This window comes from Arthrobacter sp. D3-18 (assembly GCF_054408525.1).
Genome location: NZ_CP096440.1, coordinates 2,832,906 through 2,851,775, shown reverse-complemented (window position 1 = coordinate 2,851,775; position 18,870 = coordinate 2,832,906). Strand labels below are relative to the sequence as shown.

Sequence of the window (18,870 nt, the reverse complement as noted above, 5' to 3'; positions counted from 1 at the left end):
CAGTGCGTATCCCACTTTCCTGGCTGCGTGAATTCGCGCAGGTTCCGGCCGATGCTACGGCCGAAGACGTCATGGCTGACCTTGTTAAGGTCGGCTTTGAAGAAGAGGAAGTCCACCGTCCCACGGACGAGCTCACCGGCCCCGTTGTGGTGGGCCAGGTACTGAGCTTGGTCAAGGAACCGCAGACCAATGGCAAGACCATCAACTGGTGCCAGGTTCGCGTTGTTCCGGAAGGCCAGCAGCAGACCCTCACCGGCAAGGGTATCGATCCTTCGGGCGTGCAGGGCATCATCTGCGGTGCGCACAACTTCGTGGAAGGCGACAAAGTTGTTGTCACCCTTCCCGGTGCCGTGCTGCCGGGTAATTTCCAGATCTCCGCACGGAAGACCTACGGTCACCTTTCCGCGGGCATGATCGCTTCGGTCCGTGAGCTCGGCATCGGCGATGACCATGACGGCATCCTGGTGCTCTCACGCATCGGACTGGATCCGGAAATCGGCACGGATGCGATGGAACTGCTGGGTCTCTACGATCAAGCAGCGGAAATCAACGTCACACCGGACCGCGGTTATGCCTTCTCCATCCGTGGTGTGGCACGCGAGTACGCCCACGCCACCGGAACCACCTTCATGGACCCGGCTTCCAAGGTCACGGCTCCGGCCACCCTGCAGGGCGGCTACGGCGTTAAGCTCAACGACGACGCTCCCATTTACGGAAAGCCTGGCTGCGACCGCTTTGTGGCCCGCACAGTTCGTGGCGTGGACGCTTCCCGTCCCACCCCGCCGTGGATGTCCGCGCGACTTCGCTTGGCCGGCGTTCGCTCCATCTCGTTGCCGGTTGATATCTCCAACTACGTCATGCTGGAGCTCGGACAGCCGAACCACTGCTACGACCTCGACAAGCTTGCGGGCGACATCGTGGTGCGTCGCGCAGTGGTGGGGGAGAAGATCACCACCCTGGACGACAAGGAGCGCACGCTCGATGTCGAGGACCTGCTGATCACCGATGACTCCGGCGCCATCGGCATTGCCGGTGTAATGGGCGGTGCCCACACCGAGGTTTCCGACTCCACCACGAACATCCTGGTGGAAGCGGCGCACTTCGATGAGGTGTCAATCGCGCGTTCCCGTCGCCGCCATAAACTGCCGTCCGAAGCCTCCAAGCGCTTCGAGCGTGGCGTGGACTGGCATGTGGCCCACATTGCTGCCCAGCGCGTAGTGGATTTGTTGGTCGAGCTCGCCGGTGGCACGGCAGACGAGGCCGGGACCGACGTCGGAACCGCGCCTGACGCCGTGACTATCGACTTGCCTGCTGAGTTCGCTGCCGCCCGTATCGGCATTGACTTCACGGAAGAGCAGATCACCACTTCGCTTAAGGACCTTGGCGCGGCGGTGGAGAAGACATCCAGCGGTTACCGGGTTACTGCTCCGAGCTGGCGCAACGATCTCGAAACCAAGGAAGACCTGTCGGAGGAAATCGCCCGGCTTGTCGGCTACGACAACATTCCTGCCACTCTTCCGGTTGCGCCTCCGGGTCGTGGGCTCAGCCGAAGCCAGCAGCAGAAGCGCCGGGTTGTCCAGGCGCTGGCGGATGCGGGGCTCACCGAGGTGTTGTCCTACCCGTTCGTCTCCAAAGCCGCCAATGACACTTTCGGTGTTCCCGCTGAAGGTGGCGCACGTCCGGCCCTGAAGCTGGCGAACCCCATCAGCGAGGAACACGGATTCCTCCGTACGTCCATCCTGCCGGGCCTGATTGAGGTTGCCCGCCGCAATCACTCCCGTGGCTTCCGCGATCTGGCTCTCTATGAGGCCGGTTCGGTCTTCCTTCCGGGCGAGACGGTGGGGACGGATTCCATCCCGCCGCTGGGCGTCAAGCCTGCTGACGAGGTATTGGATGCACTGTACGACGGCGTCCCGCACCAGCCGCTGCACATCGCCGCTGTTATGACCGGCCACGATTCTCCGGCCGCTGCTACGCATAGCCCGCGTGCTTGGGACTGGGCTGACGCCCTGGATGTGGCACGCCTCATGGCGGATGTCCTGGGTGTGGAACTGGTTGTTAGCCAGGGTAGCCACCAGGCGTTCCACCCGGGACGCGCGGCTCAGCTTGCGCTGCGCAACGGCGACGTTGTGGGTTACGCCGGGGAACTTCACCCGAAGCTCCTTGCTGCCCACGATATGCCTGCGCGTTCTGTAGCTGTTGAGGTCAACGTGGAAGCGTTGTTTGAGGCGGCCGCTGACGTGATCGTGGCCAAGCACATCTCCGGGTACCCCGTGGCGACACAGGACGTTGCCCTTGTTGTCCCGCAGGACATTCCGGCAGATCAGGTACTGGCTGCCCTCCGCGAAGGAGCAGGAGTACTTCTTGAGGATGTCTCGTTGTTCGACGTCTATGTTGGTCCGGGCATTGAGGACGGCAAGAAATCGCTGGCTTTCGGCCTGCGCTTCCGTGCAGACGACCGCACACTGACGGCTGACGAGGCTTCCGAAGCCCGCGCAGCGGCTGTGGCCGTGGCGACTGAGCGCTTCGGCGCAGTCCAGCGCTGATCCTGACCGCAATTCATCGAGATCCCCGGGACCTGTTGGTCCCGGGGATTTTTATTTGAGATTGCACTCCCAGCATCTTGACAGACTATTCACATGTGTATGACAGTTTTGTCATACACATATGAAGCATGTGTATCACATCCCTCGCACGGTTCGCTGAGAACCGTCCCTTGAAAGGTACCCATGAAGAAGCAGAACGTTGCTTTGCTTGTCGGGGCTGCAGTAATGGCTTTGACGTCCTCGCTTAGCGGAGCCGCCGTAGCGTCAGAGTCGACGCCACAAGTGGCTGCAGCAGAGGTCCAGCCCGTGTCGCACACCGTCGACCAGTCGCAGGTTTCCGGTTCCCCGGCATCGCCGTTAGCGGACAAATACACCATCGCCGCGCCGTCCAAGGCTGGAGGGGCTTCCACGGACTCTGTCATCGGCGCGGATGGCCGGGTTCGCATCACCAACACCACAGCTGCCCCCAACCGCTCCATCGTGCAGATCGAATTCAATGGTGGATACATTTGCTCCGGAGCCCTGATTTCCGACGACACCGTGTTGACCGCAGGCCATTGTGTGCACGAGGGCGGCACGGGATCGGAAGCCGACTACTCCTGGGGCGTCAAAGTGGCTCCGGGGCGCAACGGATCAACCGACCCCTACGGCACTTGCGGAGCAACAGAGATCTTCACGGACCAGCGCTGGATCGACTCCGCAAACACCAACGCCGACTGGGGTGTCATCAAACTGGACTGCACCATCGGCAACACCACAGGCTGGCTCAACTACACCGGCACCACGGCCAGCCTGAACGGAACCAGCACGACGGTCCGTGGCTACCCGGGGGACAAAGCGTTTGGCACCATGTGGTCCATGACCGGCCCCATTGAGAGCACGACGACTGAAAAGGTCTACTACAAAATGGACACCTACGGCGGCCAGAGTGGAGCCCCCGTCTACAACAGTTCCAACACGATCATGGCCATCCACACCAACGGTGGCAGCTCCAACTCAGGCACGCGCATCACACCCACGCTGGCGAATTACCTGACCTCGGTGAAGTAGCCCGGCTGGGTTAAGCCGCCTGGAGTGTTCCCCGCAGCTTCTACGTGGCTGCGGGGAACACTGCTGTCCGGAGCCATAAGCGCTGAGCAGATAGAGTTTTGCTTGAGGCAAGCCGGCAACATCTGCGAGAGAAACTGAATGACAAGTCCTAGTCCTGGTCCACGTCCCTTCCCGGTCGCCGGGCCCGTGCATCCCCTCGACTACTGGCTCTCCCCGGAGCTGGCGCGGATCAGCCCGTCTGGAGCCCCTTCCCGCTTACGGCAATTAGCCGATGCCCAGGGCGCCCGAGCTGCAGCTTGGAGCAGCGCGGTCAGCGGCGGCATCCTCATAGTCCTTACGGGTGTCTTCTTCTCAGCGATAACAGGCAACCTGGTAGTCATCTTGACTCTTGGTCCGTTGGGAACCGCTCTGACGGCCTTGGGCCTATTCTCCTGGAAAAGGGTTCGTGCTTCGCTGCCCGATACTAACCGGCTCCTCATTTCGCGCGGCCCTGGTTCTGTTCGAAGCGCCCTTTGGACGGTGGCGCTGATGGCCGCAGTGCAAGGCGGGATCCTGGCCACGGTAATGCCTGGGGCCATTGCCCGGGGTGGTACTTCCGTCATCACCCTCGCCGGTTGTTTCGTCTTAATGGTGGCTCTTTTGGTGGTCTGCATCCTCATACCCTCGGCAGTCATAAGCAGTGCTCGTCAGTCCTTCCGGCAAAAGGTGCAAGAGGATCCTGTTTTCCGGAAGGCAGTCGAGGAGGATCTGGCTACGTGGCGGGACCCGTATGGAAATGCAGGGTATGGTCCGCTCTAGAAGACGACACGTGGCCTGGAAGCCGTGATGGACAGCCCAATGGTTGAGCTGTGGAAGCTCGACGACTTGATCGTCCCGGACATCCGCGTCGAAGCCCTCGGCCGACCAGCCCTGGATCGTGCCAGGAGATTCACCAAACCTAAGGATCGGGATGAGTTCGTTGCCGGCCGGCTTGCCGCGCTGAGCTTCGCCGCCTCGCTCCTGGAGGTTGACTCCGCCCGCCTCGTGCCCGACTATCGCTGCCCGCAGTGCGGGCCAGGCCAGGACCACGGTCGCCCGGGTTTCATGCTCGACGGCGGTCCGGCACCTCTGTCGCTCAGTGCTTCCCGGGCGGCGGGCTGGGTGCTGCTGGCCGCCGTCGTGCATCCAGTGGATGGCCTCCGGCTGGGGGTGGATTTGGAAGCGATTGACCAAGCGGCGTTCGAGGGCTTTGATGATGTTGCCTTGAGCGAGAACGAGAAGCGCTTCCTCTCCAGCGTGCCGGAACAGGATCGGACGTGGCAGCGCGCCCGTCTCTGGGCGCGCAAAGAAGCGTGGCTGAAGATGACCGGGGAAGGCTTGCGCCGTAACCCTGCGGAACTGGATGTCCTGGACATCAAGGGTCTACGCGACATCACACCCACGAAACTGCCTGACAGATTGGTTGCCGCTCTGGCCCTTGGTTAGCGCGCAGAAGGCAGTGGCGGCAGGGAAGTTTCGTAGAGCCATGGCCGCAGAATCGTTGCGGCATCGAAGCGGGGAATGAAGGAATCCGCGGCCTCAATGAACGCCTCCGTTGAAACCGACCCATGACGGTTAGTGGCCGTCCATTGCTGAAGGAAGCCGAAGAACCCCTCATCGCCGGCTGCCATGCGCACTGCATGGACGGCTAGGGCCCCGCGCTTGTAGACGCGGTCATCGAACATCAGCTCGGGACCGGGATCGCCCACCATCAGGTCTTGGGGGGCCGTTTGGAGCCTCTTCCAGGCAGCCGTTGCCCGGGCGGCGACCGTCATGGTGCGGGATTCCTCGGACCACAACCACTCGGCATAGCAAGCGAAGCCTTCGTGAAGCCAGATATCCTTCCAGCTGCTCACCGTCAGCGAATTACCGAACCACTGGTGGGAAAGCTCGTGGGCGATCAATCGCTGAGCATCCCAAGTATCACGCATATGGTTTCGGCCGAAGATGGAAACTGTCTGGGCTTCGAGGGGAATTTCCAGCTCATCCTCAGTGACCACTGACGTGTAGTCGGCGAAAGGGTAGGGGCCGAAGCAGTCCTCGAAGGTACGCATCATGTCCGGCTGTCGGCGCAGGCCTTGGAGGGCGTCAGCTGCCATTTCGGGTGTGACTGCCACGAACTGAGGGACCCTGTGGTGGGTATAGTCTACGTGCAGGGGAACTTTGATATAGCGCCCGATCTGGACGGTGGCGAGATAGGTAGCCATGGGCTCGGTCTGTTCGTAGACCCACGTTTCCCGGCTGGACTTGCGGGAGTGGGAGTGGAGCTTGCCGTTGCACACTGGCCGGTAATTGTCGTCGGTGGTCACCGAGATGCGGAACGTCGACTTGTACCGGGGATGGTCGTTGCAGGGGAACCAGGACGCCGCACCGTTGGGCTGGCCGGCCACCAATACGCCGTCGTTCAGTTCCTCCCAGCCGACGTCGCCCCAAAGGCCCCGGCGCGGTTGCGGATTACCTTCGTAGCGGATCTCAAGGGCAAACTGCTGGCCCGCCTTGATCGGGGATGCCGGCGTCAGTACGAGGTGTTCGGCCCTGTGGCTGAACTTCTGCAGCTTCTTGCCGTCCAGCTGAACCTTGCTTGCCCGCAGGCCCACCAGGTCAAGGACGATCTGCGAGGCCGCTTCCAGCGCCGTGCATCGCAGGACTGCTTTTCCGATCAGCTTGTTGCTGCCCAGCCTGACGTCAAGGTCCAACTCGTACCTGTCTACCCGGTAGCTGCTGCTGCCGTGGTTCAAGGCGTAGGGATCGGTTTCGGTCAGGGGGGTTGTGATTGGTGCGGTCATGATCCGTCCAATCTACTTGAGGCGCGGCGCTTGTGCAGTCGGGCCCACCCACGGGCTCACCGGATTGCCCATCCAATACGTCCCGGCAGGGACGGTCTCGCCGCGCATGACCAACGACGCCGGCCCAACCGTACCGCCGTCGCCGATCCTCGCCGCGGGGAGGATGACGCCGTGCGGACCCATCGTGGCACCGTTGCCGAGCGTCACGGTGTCCAGGCTCATGACGCGGTCGTGGAAGAGGTGCGTCTGGACTACGCAGCCACGGTTGACCGTGGAGTTCTCGCCAAGGGTCACGAGGTCGGCTTCGGGGAGCCAATAGCTTTCGCACCACGTTCCGCGTCCGATCCTGGCTCCCAGTCCTCGCAACCACCAGACCAGGGCGGGTGTTCCGGCAGCCGACCGGGCAAACCACGGCGCACTGACCATTTCAATGAAGGTGTCCACAACCTCATTGCGCCAAATAAACGAGCTCCACAGCGGGTGTTCGCCCGAGCGGATGGTCCCCACCAGAACCCACTTGGCCACAATGGAGCTGAGCGCCGCCACAGCTCCTGCTGCCAACATGACCACGCCGCCCAGGACTGCAGCAAGCCAGTAGCCCCATCCGCGCGCGATCCAGTCCAGCACAAGCATCACGCCCACGGCGATGGCCACCGTGAGAATGACCGGTATCAGGCGACACAGTTCCCATAGTGCCCTTGCAATCTTCAGTTTGAGGGCAGGGCGGAAGGTGCGTGTTTGATCGGCGTCGACGGCGGTGCGCCGCAGCCTAACCGGCGGACTGCCAAGCCATGACGTGCCGGATTTCGCCTTGGCAGGTGTGGCCGACAAAACCGCGACAAGGGAATTCTTGGGCACGTTCCGTCCGGCGGCCGTCATACCCGAGTTGCCAAGGAAAGAGCGCTTCCCGATTTTGGCTGGAGCAATTTTCATCCAGCCACCGCCCAGCTCGTAAGAAGCCACCATGGTGTCATCTGCCAGGAAGGCACCGTCGCCTATGGTGGTCATTTTTGGAACCAGCAGCACCGTAGAGGCCTCCACATTCTTGCCGACTTTGGCCCCGAGAAGCCGCAACCAGAGCGGCGTGAAGAGGCTCGCGTAGACGGGGAAGAGGAGATCTCGAGCCATGTCAAGAAGCCGCTCCGTGGCCCAGACTTGCCAGCCGATGCGGCTGCGAACGCGGTAGTAGCCCTCTTTCAGGCCCAAACCGAGAAGCCTCGCAACGATCAGGATGAGCACCAGATTGCCGAAGAACCACACCAGGGCCGCAAGCGGAACGGCCAGGGCGATCTGTGGAAGCGCTGTTTCGAGTGACTCGTGGCCCTGGATGAAATTCAGGACCACCAGTGCACCTCCGAACGCAGAGATGTAGGGGATAAGGGCCAGCAGGGCCGATGCGCTGGCAAAGGCGGAGAACCAAAGCCGGTCGACGACGGGCCGTCGGCTGATTGCTGCCGGCCATTCATGCTTGGCTTTGCCGCGACGTTCCGCGGGGGAGCCGGCCACGAGGTGCCCGGCTTTCACTTTGCCCAGCACAGCGGATCCGGCATCGACGTGGGCGCCTGCGCCGATGGTCGCTCCGGGCATGAGAGTGCTGCGCGCGCCCACAACGGCGCCGGCTCCCACATGGATTTGGCCGATGTGGACTGAATCGCCGTCCACCCACCAGCCGGATAAGTCCACTTCGGGCTCGATGTTTGCGCCGCTACCCAAAGACAGCAGGCCCGTGACAGGAGGCAAAGAGTGCAGGTGGACGTCCTTGCCGATCTTTGCACCCAGGGCACGCGCGTAGTAGGGAACGAACGGGGCGCTGGCAAGGCCGATGGCACCTGAGAGATCCTGAATTTGTTCTGCGAGCCACAGCCGCAGATGGGTTTTGCCCGACCGCGGGTATGTCCCGGGTTCAATCCTGCCGAGCAGCACCCTTGCCGCCACCACGGAGATCGCCATCCGGCCCAAGGGACTGACGAAGACCATCCACGACGCTGCGATCCACCACCAGGGGACCACAGGTGCCGCCGCGAATCCGGCGATGTCTGCCAGGAGTTTGTTGGCGGCCATCAGGTAAGTCAGCCACCGCATCCCCACGAGAATGTGCAGCGGGACGCCCATGAGGACCTGGAAGATTTGTGACTTCAAGGCGGTAGGACGGACGGTCCGCTCAGCAGCGGGCCCCGGCGATCCGCCGTCGGGAATTGACTGCCTTGCAGTGTCAATCAGCGCCCCAACGCGGGGCGTCGCATAGATATCGGCGACCGTGACGGTGGGGTACCGGACGCGGAGGGCCGAAACGAGCTGGGCGGCGGCCAAGGACCCGCCGCCATAGGCGAAGAAATCGGCGTCGAGTGAACTGACGGGACTTCCCAGAACGGACTCCCACTGCTCCACCACCCACCGGGCGTCATCGGGCAGATTCAGCGGGGCGTTGCCGGCCTCGGTGGCGCCGGCTCCAGCCAGAGGCCAGGGGAGTGCATGACGATCCACTTTGCCGCTGGTCTTGGTGGGGAGGGAATCCACGGTGGTCAGCAAGGGGATAAGGGCTGCCGGGAGGCTTTCGCCCAGCAGCGTGCGGGCCTCGTCCAGGTCCGGTTCGTAACCGTCAACGGGAGCCAGGTAACCTACCAGGATTTGGTTGCCGGCCGCGGTCGTCTGTACTGCAGCAGCCGCGCCAGCTATGCCGGGCAAGGACTGAAGCGCTGCATCTACTTCGCCCAGTTCGATCCGGCGTCCACCCAGCTTGACCTGCTCATCGGCCCTGCCCATGAAGATCAGGCCCTCTGCTTCGTATCGCACCAAGTCGCCCGAACGGTATGCGCGTTCCCATCCCAGCGTGGTCATGGGGGCATACTTCTCGGCGTCCTTCGCGGGATCGAGGTAGCGGGCCAGTCCTACGCCGCCGATGATCAGCTCGCCGATCTCACCTTCGGGGACTGGAACCCCGGTGGAATCGACGACGGCCAGGTCCCAACCGTCCAGCGGCAGGCCGATCCGTACGGGGCCGCGTCCGCCCAAGGGAGCGGCGCAGGCAACGACCGTAGCCTCAGTGGGACCGTAGGTGTTCCACACTTCACGACCGTCCACTGCCAAGCGCTCGGCCAATTCAGGCGGGCATGCTTCGCCGCCGAAGATGAGCAAACGAACGTTTTCCAAGGCCTCAGCCGGCCACAGCGCGGCAAGGGTGGGCACGGTTGAAACTACCGTAATGCCGTGGTTGATGAGCCAGGGACCGAGGTCCATGCCGGTTCGAACAAGGGCCCGTGGTGCAGGTACCAGGCAGGCTCCGTGCCGCCAGGCCAGCCACATCTCCTCGCAGGAAGCATCGAAGGCCACGGAAAGGCCGGCAAGTACCCGGTCCTGTGGGCCGATGGGCTCAGCCTGGAGGAAGATCCGGGCTTCAGCGTCGACGAATGCTGCTGACGAACGGTGTTTGACTGCAACGCCTTTGGGAGTCCCGGTAGATCCGGAGGTGAAGATGATCCACGAGTCGTCATCCAATCCCGGCACGGTTCGCGTTGAGCCAGCTTCCTTTGCCGGGCCGGAGAGCTGGACGTCCAGGCCCGCAGCAATGACTGCCCCCACCTTGGCTTCGCCGAAAACCAGACGGGCCCGCTCTTCGGGGTCGTCCGCATCCACGGGAACATAGGCAGCGCCAGCCATGAGAATTCCCAGTATGGCGATGTAGAGCTCATTGGTGCCGGACGGGATCCGGACGCCGATTTTGTCTCCTCGGCCAAGCCCCGCACTGTTCAGCTGCATGGCAAAAGCGCCAACGGCCTTGAGTAACTCGGTGTAGCTCAATGACTTGCGCCCATCATCCAGGGCCGACGCCTCGGGGAACGATGAAGCGGTCTCTTCCAGGATGTCAATGAGAGTACGCTCGGCGGGAGCCGCTGCGCCTCCCGGTAGCTGGGGACGGTACGTCATCAGGGCAGGCGTCGTACCGGCCCCAGCGGGATGTTCTGTGCTCACGATGTCAGCTTTCCGCAGAAAGATGAACAAAAGGTGTCCGCCGTTCCCTGCATGTCAGGCGTTGTTGCCCCGCTGTTCGCTTTTTGCACATGTGGCGTTCAAAAGGGTCAGGGAACCAGCAGGACTTTTCCGGTTGTACGGCGGCCTTCAAGGTCCCTGTGAGCCTGGGCGGCTTCCGCGAGGGGATACGTTGCGCCCACCCGGACAGCAAGGGTGCCGTTGGCGGCGGCGTCGAAAATCTCCGCTGAGCGCCACCGGCGTTCCTGGGCGTTCTGAACAAAGTGCGCCATGGTGGGCCTCGTCAGCGTTAGCGAACCTGCGGCGTTCAAACGCTGGGGATCGAAGGGCGGTACCGGTCCGGAGGCAGCGCCGAAGAGCACCATGGCACCCCGGATGCGCAGGCTTTTAAGGGAGTCGTCGAACGTGTCCTTGCCGACGCCGTCGTACACCACGTTGACGCCCTCGCCATCGGTGAGTTCACGGACCTTGTCAGCGAAGCCCTCGTAGCGGAGCACTTCATCGGCGCCTGCCAGCGTGGAGAGGTCGGCCTTCTCATCGGAGGAGACGGTGGTGATGACGCGCGCGCCGCGGGCCTTGAGCAGTTGTGTCAGCAGCAGGCCTACGCCGCCGGCACCTGCATGCAGGAGAACGGTGTGGCCAGGCTCCACCCGGAAGGATGAATTCATCAGGTAGTGGGCCGTAATTCCCTGGAGGGGCAGGGCCGCGGCGGTGTGATCATCGACGCCGGCGGGAACCGGCAGTGCCTTGCTCGCGTCAACCAAGGCGTATTCCGCGTAGGTCTTGGTTCCCTCGGCCGTGGCAATTCGGTCGCCGACGGAAAATTCCTCGACCCCCGCTCCGACGGCTTCCACGATGCCGGCCGCCTCGGCACCCGGAGTGAACGGGTAGTCCACTTTGTAGGTGCCGCTGCGTTGGTAGGTCTCAATGAAATTGACCCCGGCAGCTGCGACCTTGATCAACAGCTGGCCGGGGCCAGGCGACGGTGTTTCCACGGATGCGTACTCGAGGACCTCAGGTCCTCCGGACTGCTTTGCAACGATGGCGTGCGTCATGGTGGCTCCTTACTCCGGGGCGGTCCTTCCGGTGCCCGGTTTCAGAATCCATCCTAGGGAGGTTGGGGCCTCCCGTGTCGAACGCTTAGCGGCGTCCGTGCGTCGACGCGACGGGGCAGTCGAAGCCGCGGCCTGCTGCCAGGCCTACTTCATTGAGGTATCTGACCACGATGCCGTAGGACTGCACCAGCGTGGTTTCGGTGTAGGGAATGGAGTGTTTGGCGCAGAACTCGCGAACGATCTTGGTGGCCTTGTACAAATGCGGGCGTGCCATGTCCGGGAACAGGTGGTGCTCCACCTGCCGGTTGAGTCCGCCCAGGAGGAAGTCCATGAAGATGCCACCGGAGATGTTGCGCGAGGTCAGGATCTGGCGGTTGAGGAAGTCCACGCGGCTGTCCTTGGGAAGTACCGGCATACCCTTGTGGTTCGGGGCGAACGAGGCACCCATGTAGAAGCCGTAAACCATGATCTGCACGCCCAGGAAGGCGAACGCCATTCCGATGGGCAGGAACGTGAACGCCAGAACGGGGAGCGCAGCAAGCCTCACTACGAGGATGGGCGTCTCTACCCAGCGGTGACGTACTTTCTGTTTGCCGAAAACAAAGCGAAGGGAGTCGAACTGCAAGCTCAAGCCCAGGAGCGTCAGGAGCGGGAAGAAGAACCAGCCCTGCTTCTTGGTGAGGAAAGCCAGGCGGCCTTTACGTTCGGCTGCAGCGTCTTCGTAGAACACCAAAGCGTTGTTCCGGATGTCCGGGTCCTTGGAGATGACGTTGGGGTGGTTGTGGTGGGCTCCGTGCTTCTGTTCCCACCAGGAGTAGCTGATGCCGGCCACACCAGTGGCCAGGAGGCGGGCGGACCAGTCGTTGGCGCGCCGCGAAGCGAAGATCTGCTTGTGACCTGCCTCGTGGGCAAGGAAGCTGAGCTGAGTGCACAGGATGCCCACGGCCGCAGCGATCAGGAGCTGATACCAGGAATCGCCTATGAGTGCGAAGCCTAGCCAGGTGCCGGCCATAAGCAGTACCAAGGCCACGAAGACCCAGATGTAGAAGCCGCTACGGCGTTCGAGGAGTCCGGCTGCCTTGACGCTCTTGAGGAGCTCTGAGTAGCTCTGGACGACGGGATTTGGTTGAATTGCGCGAGCTTTGGGGCGCTCAGCGGTGGACGTGGGTGACATAAATGTGCCCCGTATCGCTAACGGGCAACGCTGCAGCCGACGTTCGGACTGCACGGTCTGGATCACCCTCCACTAAGCATACGGCTAATCTCCAAAATAATGAGACTGCTCACAACTGCATGCATAAATATCGGACAGCATGAATATTCTTGCTGTACAGTGGAGTCATGACTATTTCTGTTGCCGTCTCCGGTGCCAGCGGCTACGCCGGGGGAGAAGTCCTGCGCTTGCTGGCAGGCCATCCAAACGTCACCATCGGTGCCATCACCGCGCACAGCAACGCCGGTTCCAGACTAGGGGAGTTGCAGCCGCATCTCCACGGTTTGGCCAGTCGGATTCTGGAAGACACCACCGTTGAGAACCTGTCGGGCCATGATGTCGTGTTCCTTGCCCTGCCGCACGGTGCCTCAGCCGAGATCGCTGCGCAGTTGCCTGAAGGCACCGTAGTCATCGACGCCGGTGCTGACCACCGTTTGCAAGACGCCGCGGCGTGGGAAAAGTTCTACGGCTCCGCCCATGCCGGGACCTGGCCCTACGGCCTCCCCGAGCTCCCTGGTCAGCGTGAAGCCCTCAAAGGAGCCACGCGCATCGCGGTTCCCGGGTGCTACCCGACGTCGGCCCTGCTCGCCTTGACGCCAGGGTTCGCCAACAATCTCCTCCTGACAGACGACGTCGTGATTGTCTCCGCGTCGGGGACCTCAGGCGCCGGCAAGGCTGCCAAGGTCAATTTGATTGGCGCTGAAGTCATGGGTTCCATGAGCCCTTACGGCGTCGGAGGCGGACACCGGCACACGCCTGAGATCGAACAGGGACTGTCCAATGCGGCTGGAGAGTCGGTAACAGTCTCCTTCACGCCAACACTGGTTCCGATGAGCCGCGGCATCCTGACCACGGCCACCGCAAAAGTCGGCCACGGTGTTACTTACGCGGAGCTGCGCCAAGCCTGGGCGGATGCCTACGACGACGAACCGTTCGTGCACCTCCTTCCGGAGGGCCAGTGGCCCACCACCAAGTCGGTCCAGGCTTCCAACCACGCAGTAATGCAGTTGGCCTTCGACGCCCACACGGGGCGCGTGATCGTGACCTGCGCTATCGACAACCTCACCAAGGGGACCGCAGGCGGAGCCGTGCAGTCCATGAACATTGCCCTCGGCCTGGATGAAACCGCCGGCCTGAACCTGCAGGGAGTTGCACCGTGACCATTACCGCCCCCAAGGGATTCCGCGCAGCAGGCATCAAAGCCGGTATTAAGGCTTCGGGCAACCCGGACCTGGCCCTTGTAGTCAACGACGGACCGCAAAAGTCCGCCGCCGCCGTCTTTACCTCCAATCGCGTGGCTGCTGCGCCGGTCCACTGGTCACGCCAGGTGGTCAGTGATGGACGAGTGGACGCCGTGGTCCTGAACTCCGGTGGAGCCAACGCCTGCACCGGTCCACAGGGCTTCCAGAACACCCACGCCACAGCCGAGAAAGTGGCAGACGTGCTGGGAGTCTCAGCTTCCGACGTCGTGGTCTGCTCCACCGGCCTGATCGGCGAGCAGCTGCCCATGGACAAGATTCTTCCCGGCGTCGAGGCTGCTTCCCGCGAACTGTCGGAGGACGGCGGCTCCGCTGCGGCCACAGCGATCATGACCACGGACAGCGTGTCCAAGGAAGCCGTCTTCACGGGCACCGACGCCGAAGGCAAGCAGTTCACCGTGGGTGGCATCGCCAAGGGTGCCGGCATGTTGGCGCCGGGCCTGGCAACGATGCTGGTGGTCCTTACTACCGACGCCGAGGTTCCTGCTGATGAGCTCGACGTCGTCCTCCGGGATGCCACGCGCGTCACCTTTGACCGGGCAGACTCGGACGGCTGCATGTCCACCAACGACACCGTGGTGCTGCTGGCATCCGGGGCGTCCGAGGCGTTGCCGTCTGCCGAGCAGTTGAGCGAAGCGGTCACCCAGGTCTGCGCCGAACTGGCACGCAAGCTCATCGGTGACGCCGAGGGCGCCAGTCACGACATCGCCATCCGGACGTTCAACGCAGCCAGCGAACGCGATGCCGAGATCGTTAGCCGCAGTGTTGCCCGCTCCAACCTGTTCAAAGCCGCCATCTTCGGCAAGGACCCTAACTGGGGCCGTGTGCTCTCGGCCGTGGGAACAACTGACGCCGTCTTCGAGGCGGACCAGCTCAACGTCGCAATGAACGGTGTACAGATCTGCCGCAACGGCGCAATCGGCGATGACCGGAACCTGGTGGACCTGGAGCCGCGCGAGGTGCTGGTGGAAATCGACCTGCAGGCCGGCGACGCCGAAGCCACCATTTGGACCAATGACCTCACGCACGATTACGTGCACGAGAACAGCGCATACTCGAGCTGAGCGGATGACTATGACTGCGCACACCCGCGAAACCACCTCCATGAGTGACGCCCAGGACAAGGCCGGCACGCTGATCGAGGCCCTTCCGTGGATCCAGCGTTTTGCCGGTACCACCATGGTGATCAAGTACGGCGGCAACGCTATGGTCAACGACGACCTTCGTCGTGCCTTCGCCGAGGACATTGTGTTCCTCCACCACGTTGGCATCCACCCCGTGGTGGTCCACGGCGGTGGCCCCCAGATCAACTCCATGCTGAGTCGCCTGGGCATCGAGTCCGAGTTCAAGGGCGGCCTGCGCGTCACCACCCCTGAAGCCATGGATGTGGTCCGCATGGTCCTCACGGGCCAGGTTGGACGCGAGCTCGTTGGCCTCATCAACTCCCACGGTCCCTACGCCGTGGGCATGTCGGGCGAAGACGGCGGATTGTTGCGCGCCGTCCGCACAGGCACAGTTGTTGATGGCGAAGATGTGGACCTCGGCCTGGTGGGCGAAGTGGTAGGTGTGGATCCCGCCGGAATCAAGGACATTCTCGACGCCGGCCGCATTCCGGTGATCTCAACGGTCGCCCCGGAAATTCTCGACGACGGCAACGGTTCCGGTCCCACCACCGGACAGGTCCTCAACGTCAACGCGGACACTGCAGCTGCCGCCGTTGCCTCCGCCCTGGGCGCCACCAAGCTGGTCATCCTGACCGACGTCGAAGGTCTCTACGCCAACTGGCCGGACAAGTCGTCGCTGATCTCATCGCTGACCGCATCGGAACTCCGCGAGATGCTACCCAAGCTCGAGTCCGGAATGATCCCGAAGATGGCCGCCTGCCTCAAAGCCATCGACGAAGGTGTGGAACGCGCACACATCGTTGACGGACGCCTCCCGCATTCGATGCTTCTTGAAACTTTCACCACCGCCGGCATCGGCACGCAAGTTGTTCCTGACGAGGAAGTGAACGCATGAGCACCGAACTGAGCCATTCGGCCGAAAGCCGCAGCAGCGATGGGGGGCCGGGTGTGGTCGGGCACCGCGAAGCGGGCGGGGTCCCCATCGCTGCGGGGGCTGCCGCAACCACGCTCGTTTCCCAGAGCTCAGGCGCTGACTGGCTTGCCCGTTACTCGTCGTCCCTCATGGGTGTCTTTGGCACCCCGCAGCGCGTCTTGGTTCGCGGCGCCGGTTGCCTCGTGTGGGACGCCGACGGCAAGGAATACCTGGACCTCCTTGGCGGCATCGCTGTGAACGCCCTGGGCCACGCCCACCCGTTCGTCACGTCAGTGATTTCCAGCCAACTGGCCACGCTCGGGCATGTCTCGAACTTCTTCACGAGCCCCACGCAGATTGCCTTGGCCGAAAAGCTCCTTGCCCTCACGAATGCTCCGACAGGGTCCAAGGTTTTCTTTGCCAACTCCGGTACAGAGGCCAACGAGGCAGCGTTCAAGCTCGCCCGACGGAATAACTCCGATGGAAAGCGCACCAAGATCATCGCTTTGGAGGGCGCCTTCCACGGGCGCACCATGGGCGCTTTAGCGCTCACGGCCAAAGAGGCTTACCGCGCACCGTTCGAGCCACTGCCCGGTGGGGTGGTCCACATCCCGTTCGGTGACGTTGAAGCCTTGCGCTGCGCCGTCGACGATTCCACGGCAGCTGTCTTCCTTGAGCCGATCCAGGGCGAAGCAGGCGTTCGTCCGCTCAGCGCCGAATACCTGCAGGCAGCACGCGAGGTGACCACCGCAGCGGGTGCCTTGTTGATCCTTGATGAAGTACAGACCGGCATCGGCCGGACGGGTAAGTGGCTCGCCAGCGAAGACTCCGGAATTGTTCCCGACGCCGTCACCCTCGCCAAGGGACTCGGCGGCGGTTTTCCTGTGGGTGCCTTGGTCACGTTCGGAAGTACGACGTCGGCCCTGCTCGCCGCCGGGCAGCACGGCACCACTTTCGGTGGGAACCCAGTGGCTACGGCCGCCGCTTTGGCCACGCTGCACGCAATCGAAAGCCAAGGTGTGCTGCAGAACGTGTTCAGTGTCGGCGCCCACCTTCGTGAGGGACTGGCCTCCATCGAGGCTGTCACTGAAGTCCGCGGCGAGGGTCTGTTGATTGGCTTCGATGTGAATGCCGACATCGCACCTGCCATGGTTACCGCAGCTTTGGATGCCGGCTTCATCATCAACAGCCCGGGCCCGAGGACCATCCGCCTTGCGCCGCCGCTGATCCTGACCATCGATCAAGCGGACCGCTTCCTGGATGCATTACCCACCCTGATCGCTACGGCTACAGCCAACACCGCTAAGGACGCACAGTGACTACTACCAACACCACCCGTCACTTCCTCAAGGACACGGACCTGAGCCCCGCCGAGCAAGCTGAGGTTTTGGAACTCGCCGCACGGATGAAGGCAGCGCCGTACAGCGTGCAGCCTTTCGCCGCCGAGGGCAACGGCCGTAAGACGGTGGCCGTGATCTTTGACAAGACCTCCACCCGCACGCGTGTTTCTTTCGCCACCGGCATCGCGGACATGGGCGGCAACGCACTGATCATCAACCCGGGTGAAGCCCAGATCGGCCACAAGGAATCCGTGGAGGATACGGCGAAGGTCCTGGAGCGCATGGTGTCCACCATCGTATGGCGGACAGGTGCCCACTCGGGCCTGGTGGCCATGGCGGAAAACTCCAAGGTCCCCGTCATCAACGCCTTGTGCGACGACTACCACCCCTGCCAGCTCCTGGCCGACCTCCTCGCCGTCAAGGAGCACAAGGGTGAACTCGCCGGCTTGAGCATGGCCTATCTGGGTGACTCCGCCAACAACATGGCCAATTCCTACCTCCTTGCTGGTGTGACGGCCGGAATGCATGTGCGCATTTCCGGTCCCGAAGGCTATCTTCCGGCGCCGGAGATCGTGGCGGCCGCCGAGGAGCGTGCGGCCGAGACAGGCGGCTCAGTGCTCATCACCAGCGATGCTGCAGAAGCCCTCAAGGGCGCCGACGTCGTAGCAACGGACACGTGGGTTTCCATGGGCCAGGAAGCCGAAAAGGAAGCCCGGCTGCAGCTCTTCCGCGACTACTCCGTGGATGAGGCCGCCATGGCGCAGGCCGCGCCGGACGCCGTCGTGCTTCACTGCCTCCCGGCCTACCGCGGCTACGAAATTTCCGCCGGAGTGATCGACGGCCCGCAGTCGATTGTCTGGGACGAGGCGGAGAACCGCCTGCACGCTCAGAAGGCACTGATGGCCTGGCTGATGCACCGCTCCGGGCTTGCTTTCGTGGATGGTCTTTCTCCCGTCGAAGGAACCGGGGAGAGCACGTTCTAGTGTCCACCAATCCTTCCGTGCCGGGCGCCAGCCCAGCCACAAAGACTGCCCGCCAGGCGCGTATTACCGCGATCCTGACCGGTGAGTCCGTGCGTTCACAAGCAGAGCTTGCAGCCCTGCTGGCGGACGACGGCGTCCAGGTCACCCAGGCCACCCTGTCCCGCGACCTCGTGGAACTGGGTGCGGTACGGGTCCGGGGCAAGGAAGGCGCACTTGTTTACGCTGTCCCGGGGGAGGGTGGGGACCGCAATGCCAAGAGCGGCGTCACCCAGGAAATTTTGGATGCGCGGCTGACGCGGCTTTGCGGCGAACTCCTGGTGACAGCGGAGGCATCGGGCAACATCGTGGTCCTCCGCACCCCGCCGGGAGCAGCCAATTTCCTGGCCTTGGCAGTTGACCACTCCGTGATGCCGTCGGTATTGGGTACGATCGCAGGCGACGACACTTTGCTGCTGGTCGCACGGGATCCCGATGGCGGGGCTGAACTGGCGGCGCGTTTCCTGCGCATGGCCGAAGAAGCCGGGCCTGGCAACTAATTGATCTTTTTCAGCATTGATTCACACAGCATTGATTCGAATGAACCAAGCAACAACAAA

General features: G+C 62.9%; 14 protein-coding genes. 10 read left to right on the top strand and 4 right to left on the bottom strand.

Annotated features, from left to right (window positions below):
* Positions 1-2: 2 nt before the first annotated feature.
* From pheT to M1D89_RS15250, 4 genes are all read left to right on the top strand, one after another.
* Complete coding sequence (gene pheT / locus M1D89_RS15265) at positions 3-2,546, top strand: phenylalanine--tRNA ligase subunit beta (RefSeq protein WP_498644724.1); 2,544 nt, start codon at positions 3-5, stop codon at positions 2,544-2,546.
* Positions 2,547-2,729: 183 nt separating this feature from the next.
* Complete coding sequence (locus M1D89_RS15260) at positions 2,730-3,596, top strand: trypsin-like serine peptidase (RefSeq protein ID WP_498644722.1); 867 nt, start codon at positions 2,730-2,732, stop codon at positions 3,594-3,596.
* Between the two features lie 138 nt (positions 3,597-3,734).
* Positions 3,735-4,394, top strand: coding sequence for a hypothetical protein (locus tag M1D89_RS15255; protein WP_498644720.1), 660 nt, complete (start codon positions 3,735-3,737; stop codon positions 4,392-4,394).
* Positions 4,395-4,421: 27 nt separating this feature from the next.
* Positions 4,422-5,060 (top strand): 4'-phosphopantetheinyl transferase family protein, encoded by a 639-nt coding sequence (locus M1D89_RS15250; RefSeq protein WP_498644718.1) that lies wholly within the window; start codon positions 4,422-4,424, stop codon positions 5,058-5,060.
* Here M1D89_RS15250 and M1D89_RS15245 read toward each other — a convergent pair.
* The 4 genes from M1D89_RS15245 to M1D89_RS15230 all read right to left on the bottom strand — a co-directional run bounded on the left by M1D89_RS15245 (position 5,057) and on the right by M1D89_RS15230 (position 12,616).
* Complete coding sequence (locus M1D89_RS15245) at positions 5,057-6,400, bottom strand: M1 family metallopeptidase (RefSeq protein ID WP_498644716.1); 1,344 nt, start codon at positions 6,398-6,400, stop codon at positions 5,057-5,059. The two genes, M1D89_RS15250 and M1D89_RS15245, sit on opposite strands and share 4 nt — an antisense overlap.
* Positions 6,401-6,412: 12 nt before the next feature.
* Positions 6,413-10,324, bottom strand: a complete 3,912-nt coding sequence (locus M1D89_RS15240) for a Pls/PosA family non-ribosomal peptide synthetase (protein ID WP_498650965.1) — start codon at positions 10,322-10,324, stop codon at positions 6,413-6,415.
* Between the two features lie 152 nt (positions 10,325-10,476).
* Positions 10,477-11,442 carry a quinone oxidoreductase family protein gene (locus M1D89_RS15235; protein WP_498644714.1) on the bottom strand — a complete coding sequence of 322 codons (966 nt, stop codon included), beginning with the start codon at positions 11,440-11,442 and terminating at the stop codon, positions 10,477-10,479.
* Positions 11,443-11,527: 85 nt separating this feature from the next.
* On the bottom strand, positions 11,528-12,616 hold the full coding sequence (locus M1D89_RS15230; RefSeq protein ID WP_498644712.1) for a fatty acid desaturase family protein: 1,089 nt from the start codon (positions 12,614-12,616) through the stop codon (positions 11,528-11,530).
* A 167-nt stretch (positions 12,617-12,783) separates the two neighbouring features.
* Here M1D89_RS15230 and argC point away from each other — a divergent pair, with 167 nt between their 5' ends.
* The 6 genes from argC to M1D89_RS15200 are packed head-to-tail and all read left to right on the top strand — an operon-like array spanning position 12,784 to position 18,810.
* Positions 12,784-13,815, top strand: a complete 1,032-nt coding sequence (argC, locus tag M1D89_RS15225) for an N-acetyl-gamma-glutamyl-phosphate reductase (protein WP_498644710.1) — start codon at positions 12,784-12,786, stop codon at positions 13,813-13,815.
* Positions 13,812-14,978, top strand: coding sequence for a bifunctional glutamate N-acetyltransferase/amino-acid acetyltransferase ArgJ (gene argJ / locus M1D89_RS15220; protein WP_498644708.1), 1,167 nt, complete (start codon positions 13,812-13,814; stop codon positions 14,976-14,978). The genes argC and argJ overlap by 4 nt, the downstream gene beginning before the upstream one ends.
* Positions 14,979-14,988: 10 nt before the next feature.
* The gene (gene argB / locus M1D89_RS15215) at positions 14,989-15,933 is read left to right on the top strand and encodes an acetylglutamate kinase (RefSeq protein WP_498650964.1); all 945 of its coding nucleotides are present in this window, start codon (positions 14,989-14,991) and stop codon (positions 15,931-15,933) included.
* Complete coding sequence (locus tag M1D89_RS15210; RefSeq protein WP_498644706.1) at positions 15,930-17,270, top strand: acetylornithine transaminase; 1,341 nt, start codon at positions 15,930-15,932, stop codon at positions 17,268-17,270. The genes argB and M1D89_RS15210 overlap by 4 nt, the downstream gene beginning before the upstream one ends.
* Positions 17,267-18,274, top strand: a complete 1,008-nt coding sequence (argF, locus tag M1D89_RS15205; protein WP_091466546.1) for an ornithine carbamoyltransferase — start codon at positions 17,267-17,269, stop codon at positions 18,272-18,274. The genes M1D89_RS15210 and argF overlap by 4 nt, the downstream gene beginning before the upstream one ends.
* Positions 18,274-18,810, top strand: a complete 537-nt coding sequence (locus M1D89_RS15200; protein ID WP_011774347.1) for an arginine repressor — start codon at positions 18,274-18,276, stop codon at positions 18,808-18,810. Before argF ends, M1D89_RS15200 begins: the two co-directional genes overlap by 1 nt.
* Positions 18,811-18,870: the final 60 nt, after the last annotated feature.

Coding starts and splice junctions, on each gene's coding strand:
- argB (WP_498650964.1), top strand. CDS start 14,989: ATGACTGCGCACACCCGCGAAACCACCTCCATGAGTGACGCCCAGGAC.
- M1D89_RS15250 (WP_498644718.1), top strand. CDS start 4,422: ATGGACAGCCCAATGGTTGAGCTGTGGAAGCTCGACGACTTGATCGTC.
- argC (WP_498644710.1), top strand. CDS start 12,784: ATGACTATTTCTGTTGCCGTCTCCGGTGCCAGCGGCTACGCCGGGGGA.
- M1D89_RS15230 (WP_498644712.1), bottom strand. CDS start 12,616: ATGTCACCCACGTCCACCGCTGAGCGCCCCAAAGCTCGCGCAATTCAA.
- M1D89_RS15245 (WP_498644716.1), bottom strand. CDS start 6,400: ATGACCGCACCAATCACAACCCCCCTGACCGAAACCGATCCCTACGCC.
- M1D89_RS15210 (WP_498644706.1), top strand. CDS start 15,930: ATGAGCACCGAACTGAGCCATTCGGCCGAAAGCCGCAGCAGCGATGGG.
- M1D89_RS15235 (WP_498644714.1), bottom strand. CDS start 11,442: ATGACGCACGCCATCGTTGCAAAGCAGTCCGGAGGACCTGAGGTCCTC.
- M1D89_RS15240 (WP_498650965.1), bottom strand. CDS start 10,324: ATGACGTACCGTCCCCAGCTACCGGGAGGCGCAGCGGCTCCCGCCGAG.
- M1D89_RS15255 (WP_498644720.1), top strand. CDS start 3,735: ATGACAAGTCCTAGTCCTGGTCCACGTCCCTTCCCGGTCGCCGGGCCC.
- M1D89_RS15260 (WP_498644722.1), top strand. CDS start 2,730: ATGAAGAAGCAGAACGTTGCTTTGCTTGTCGGGGCTGCAGTAATGGCT.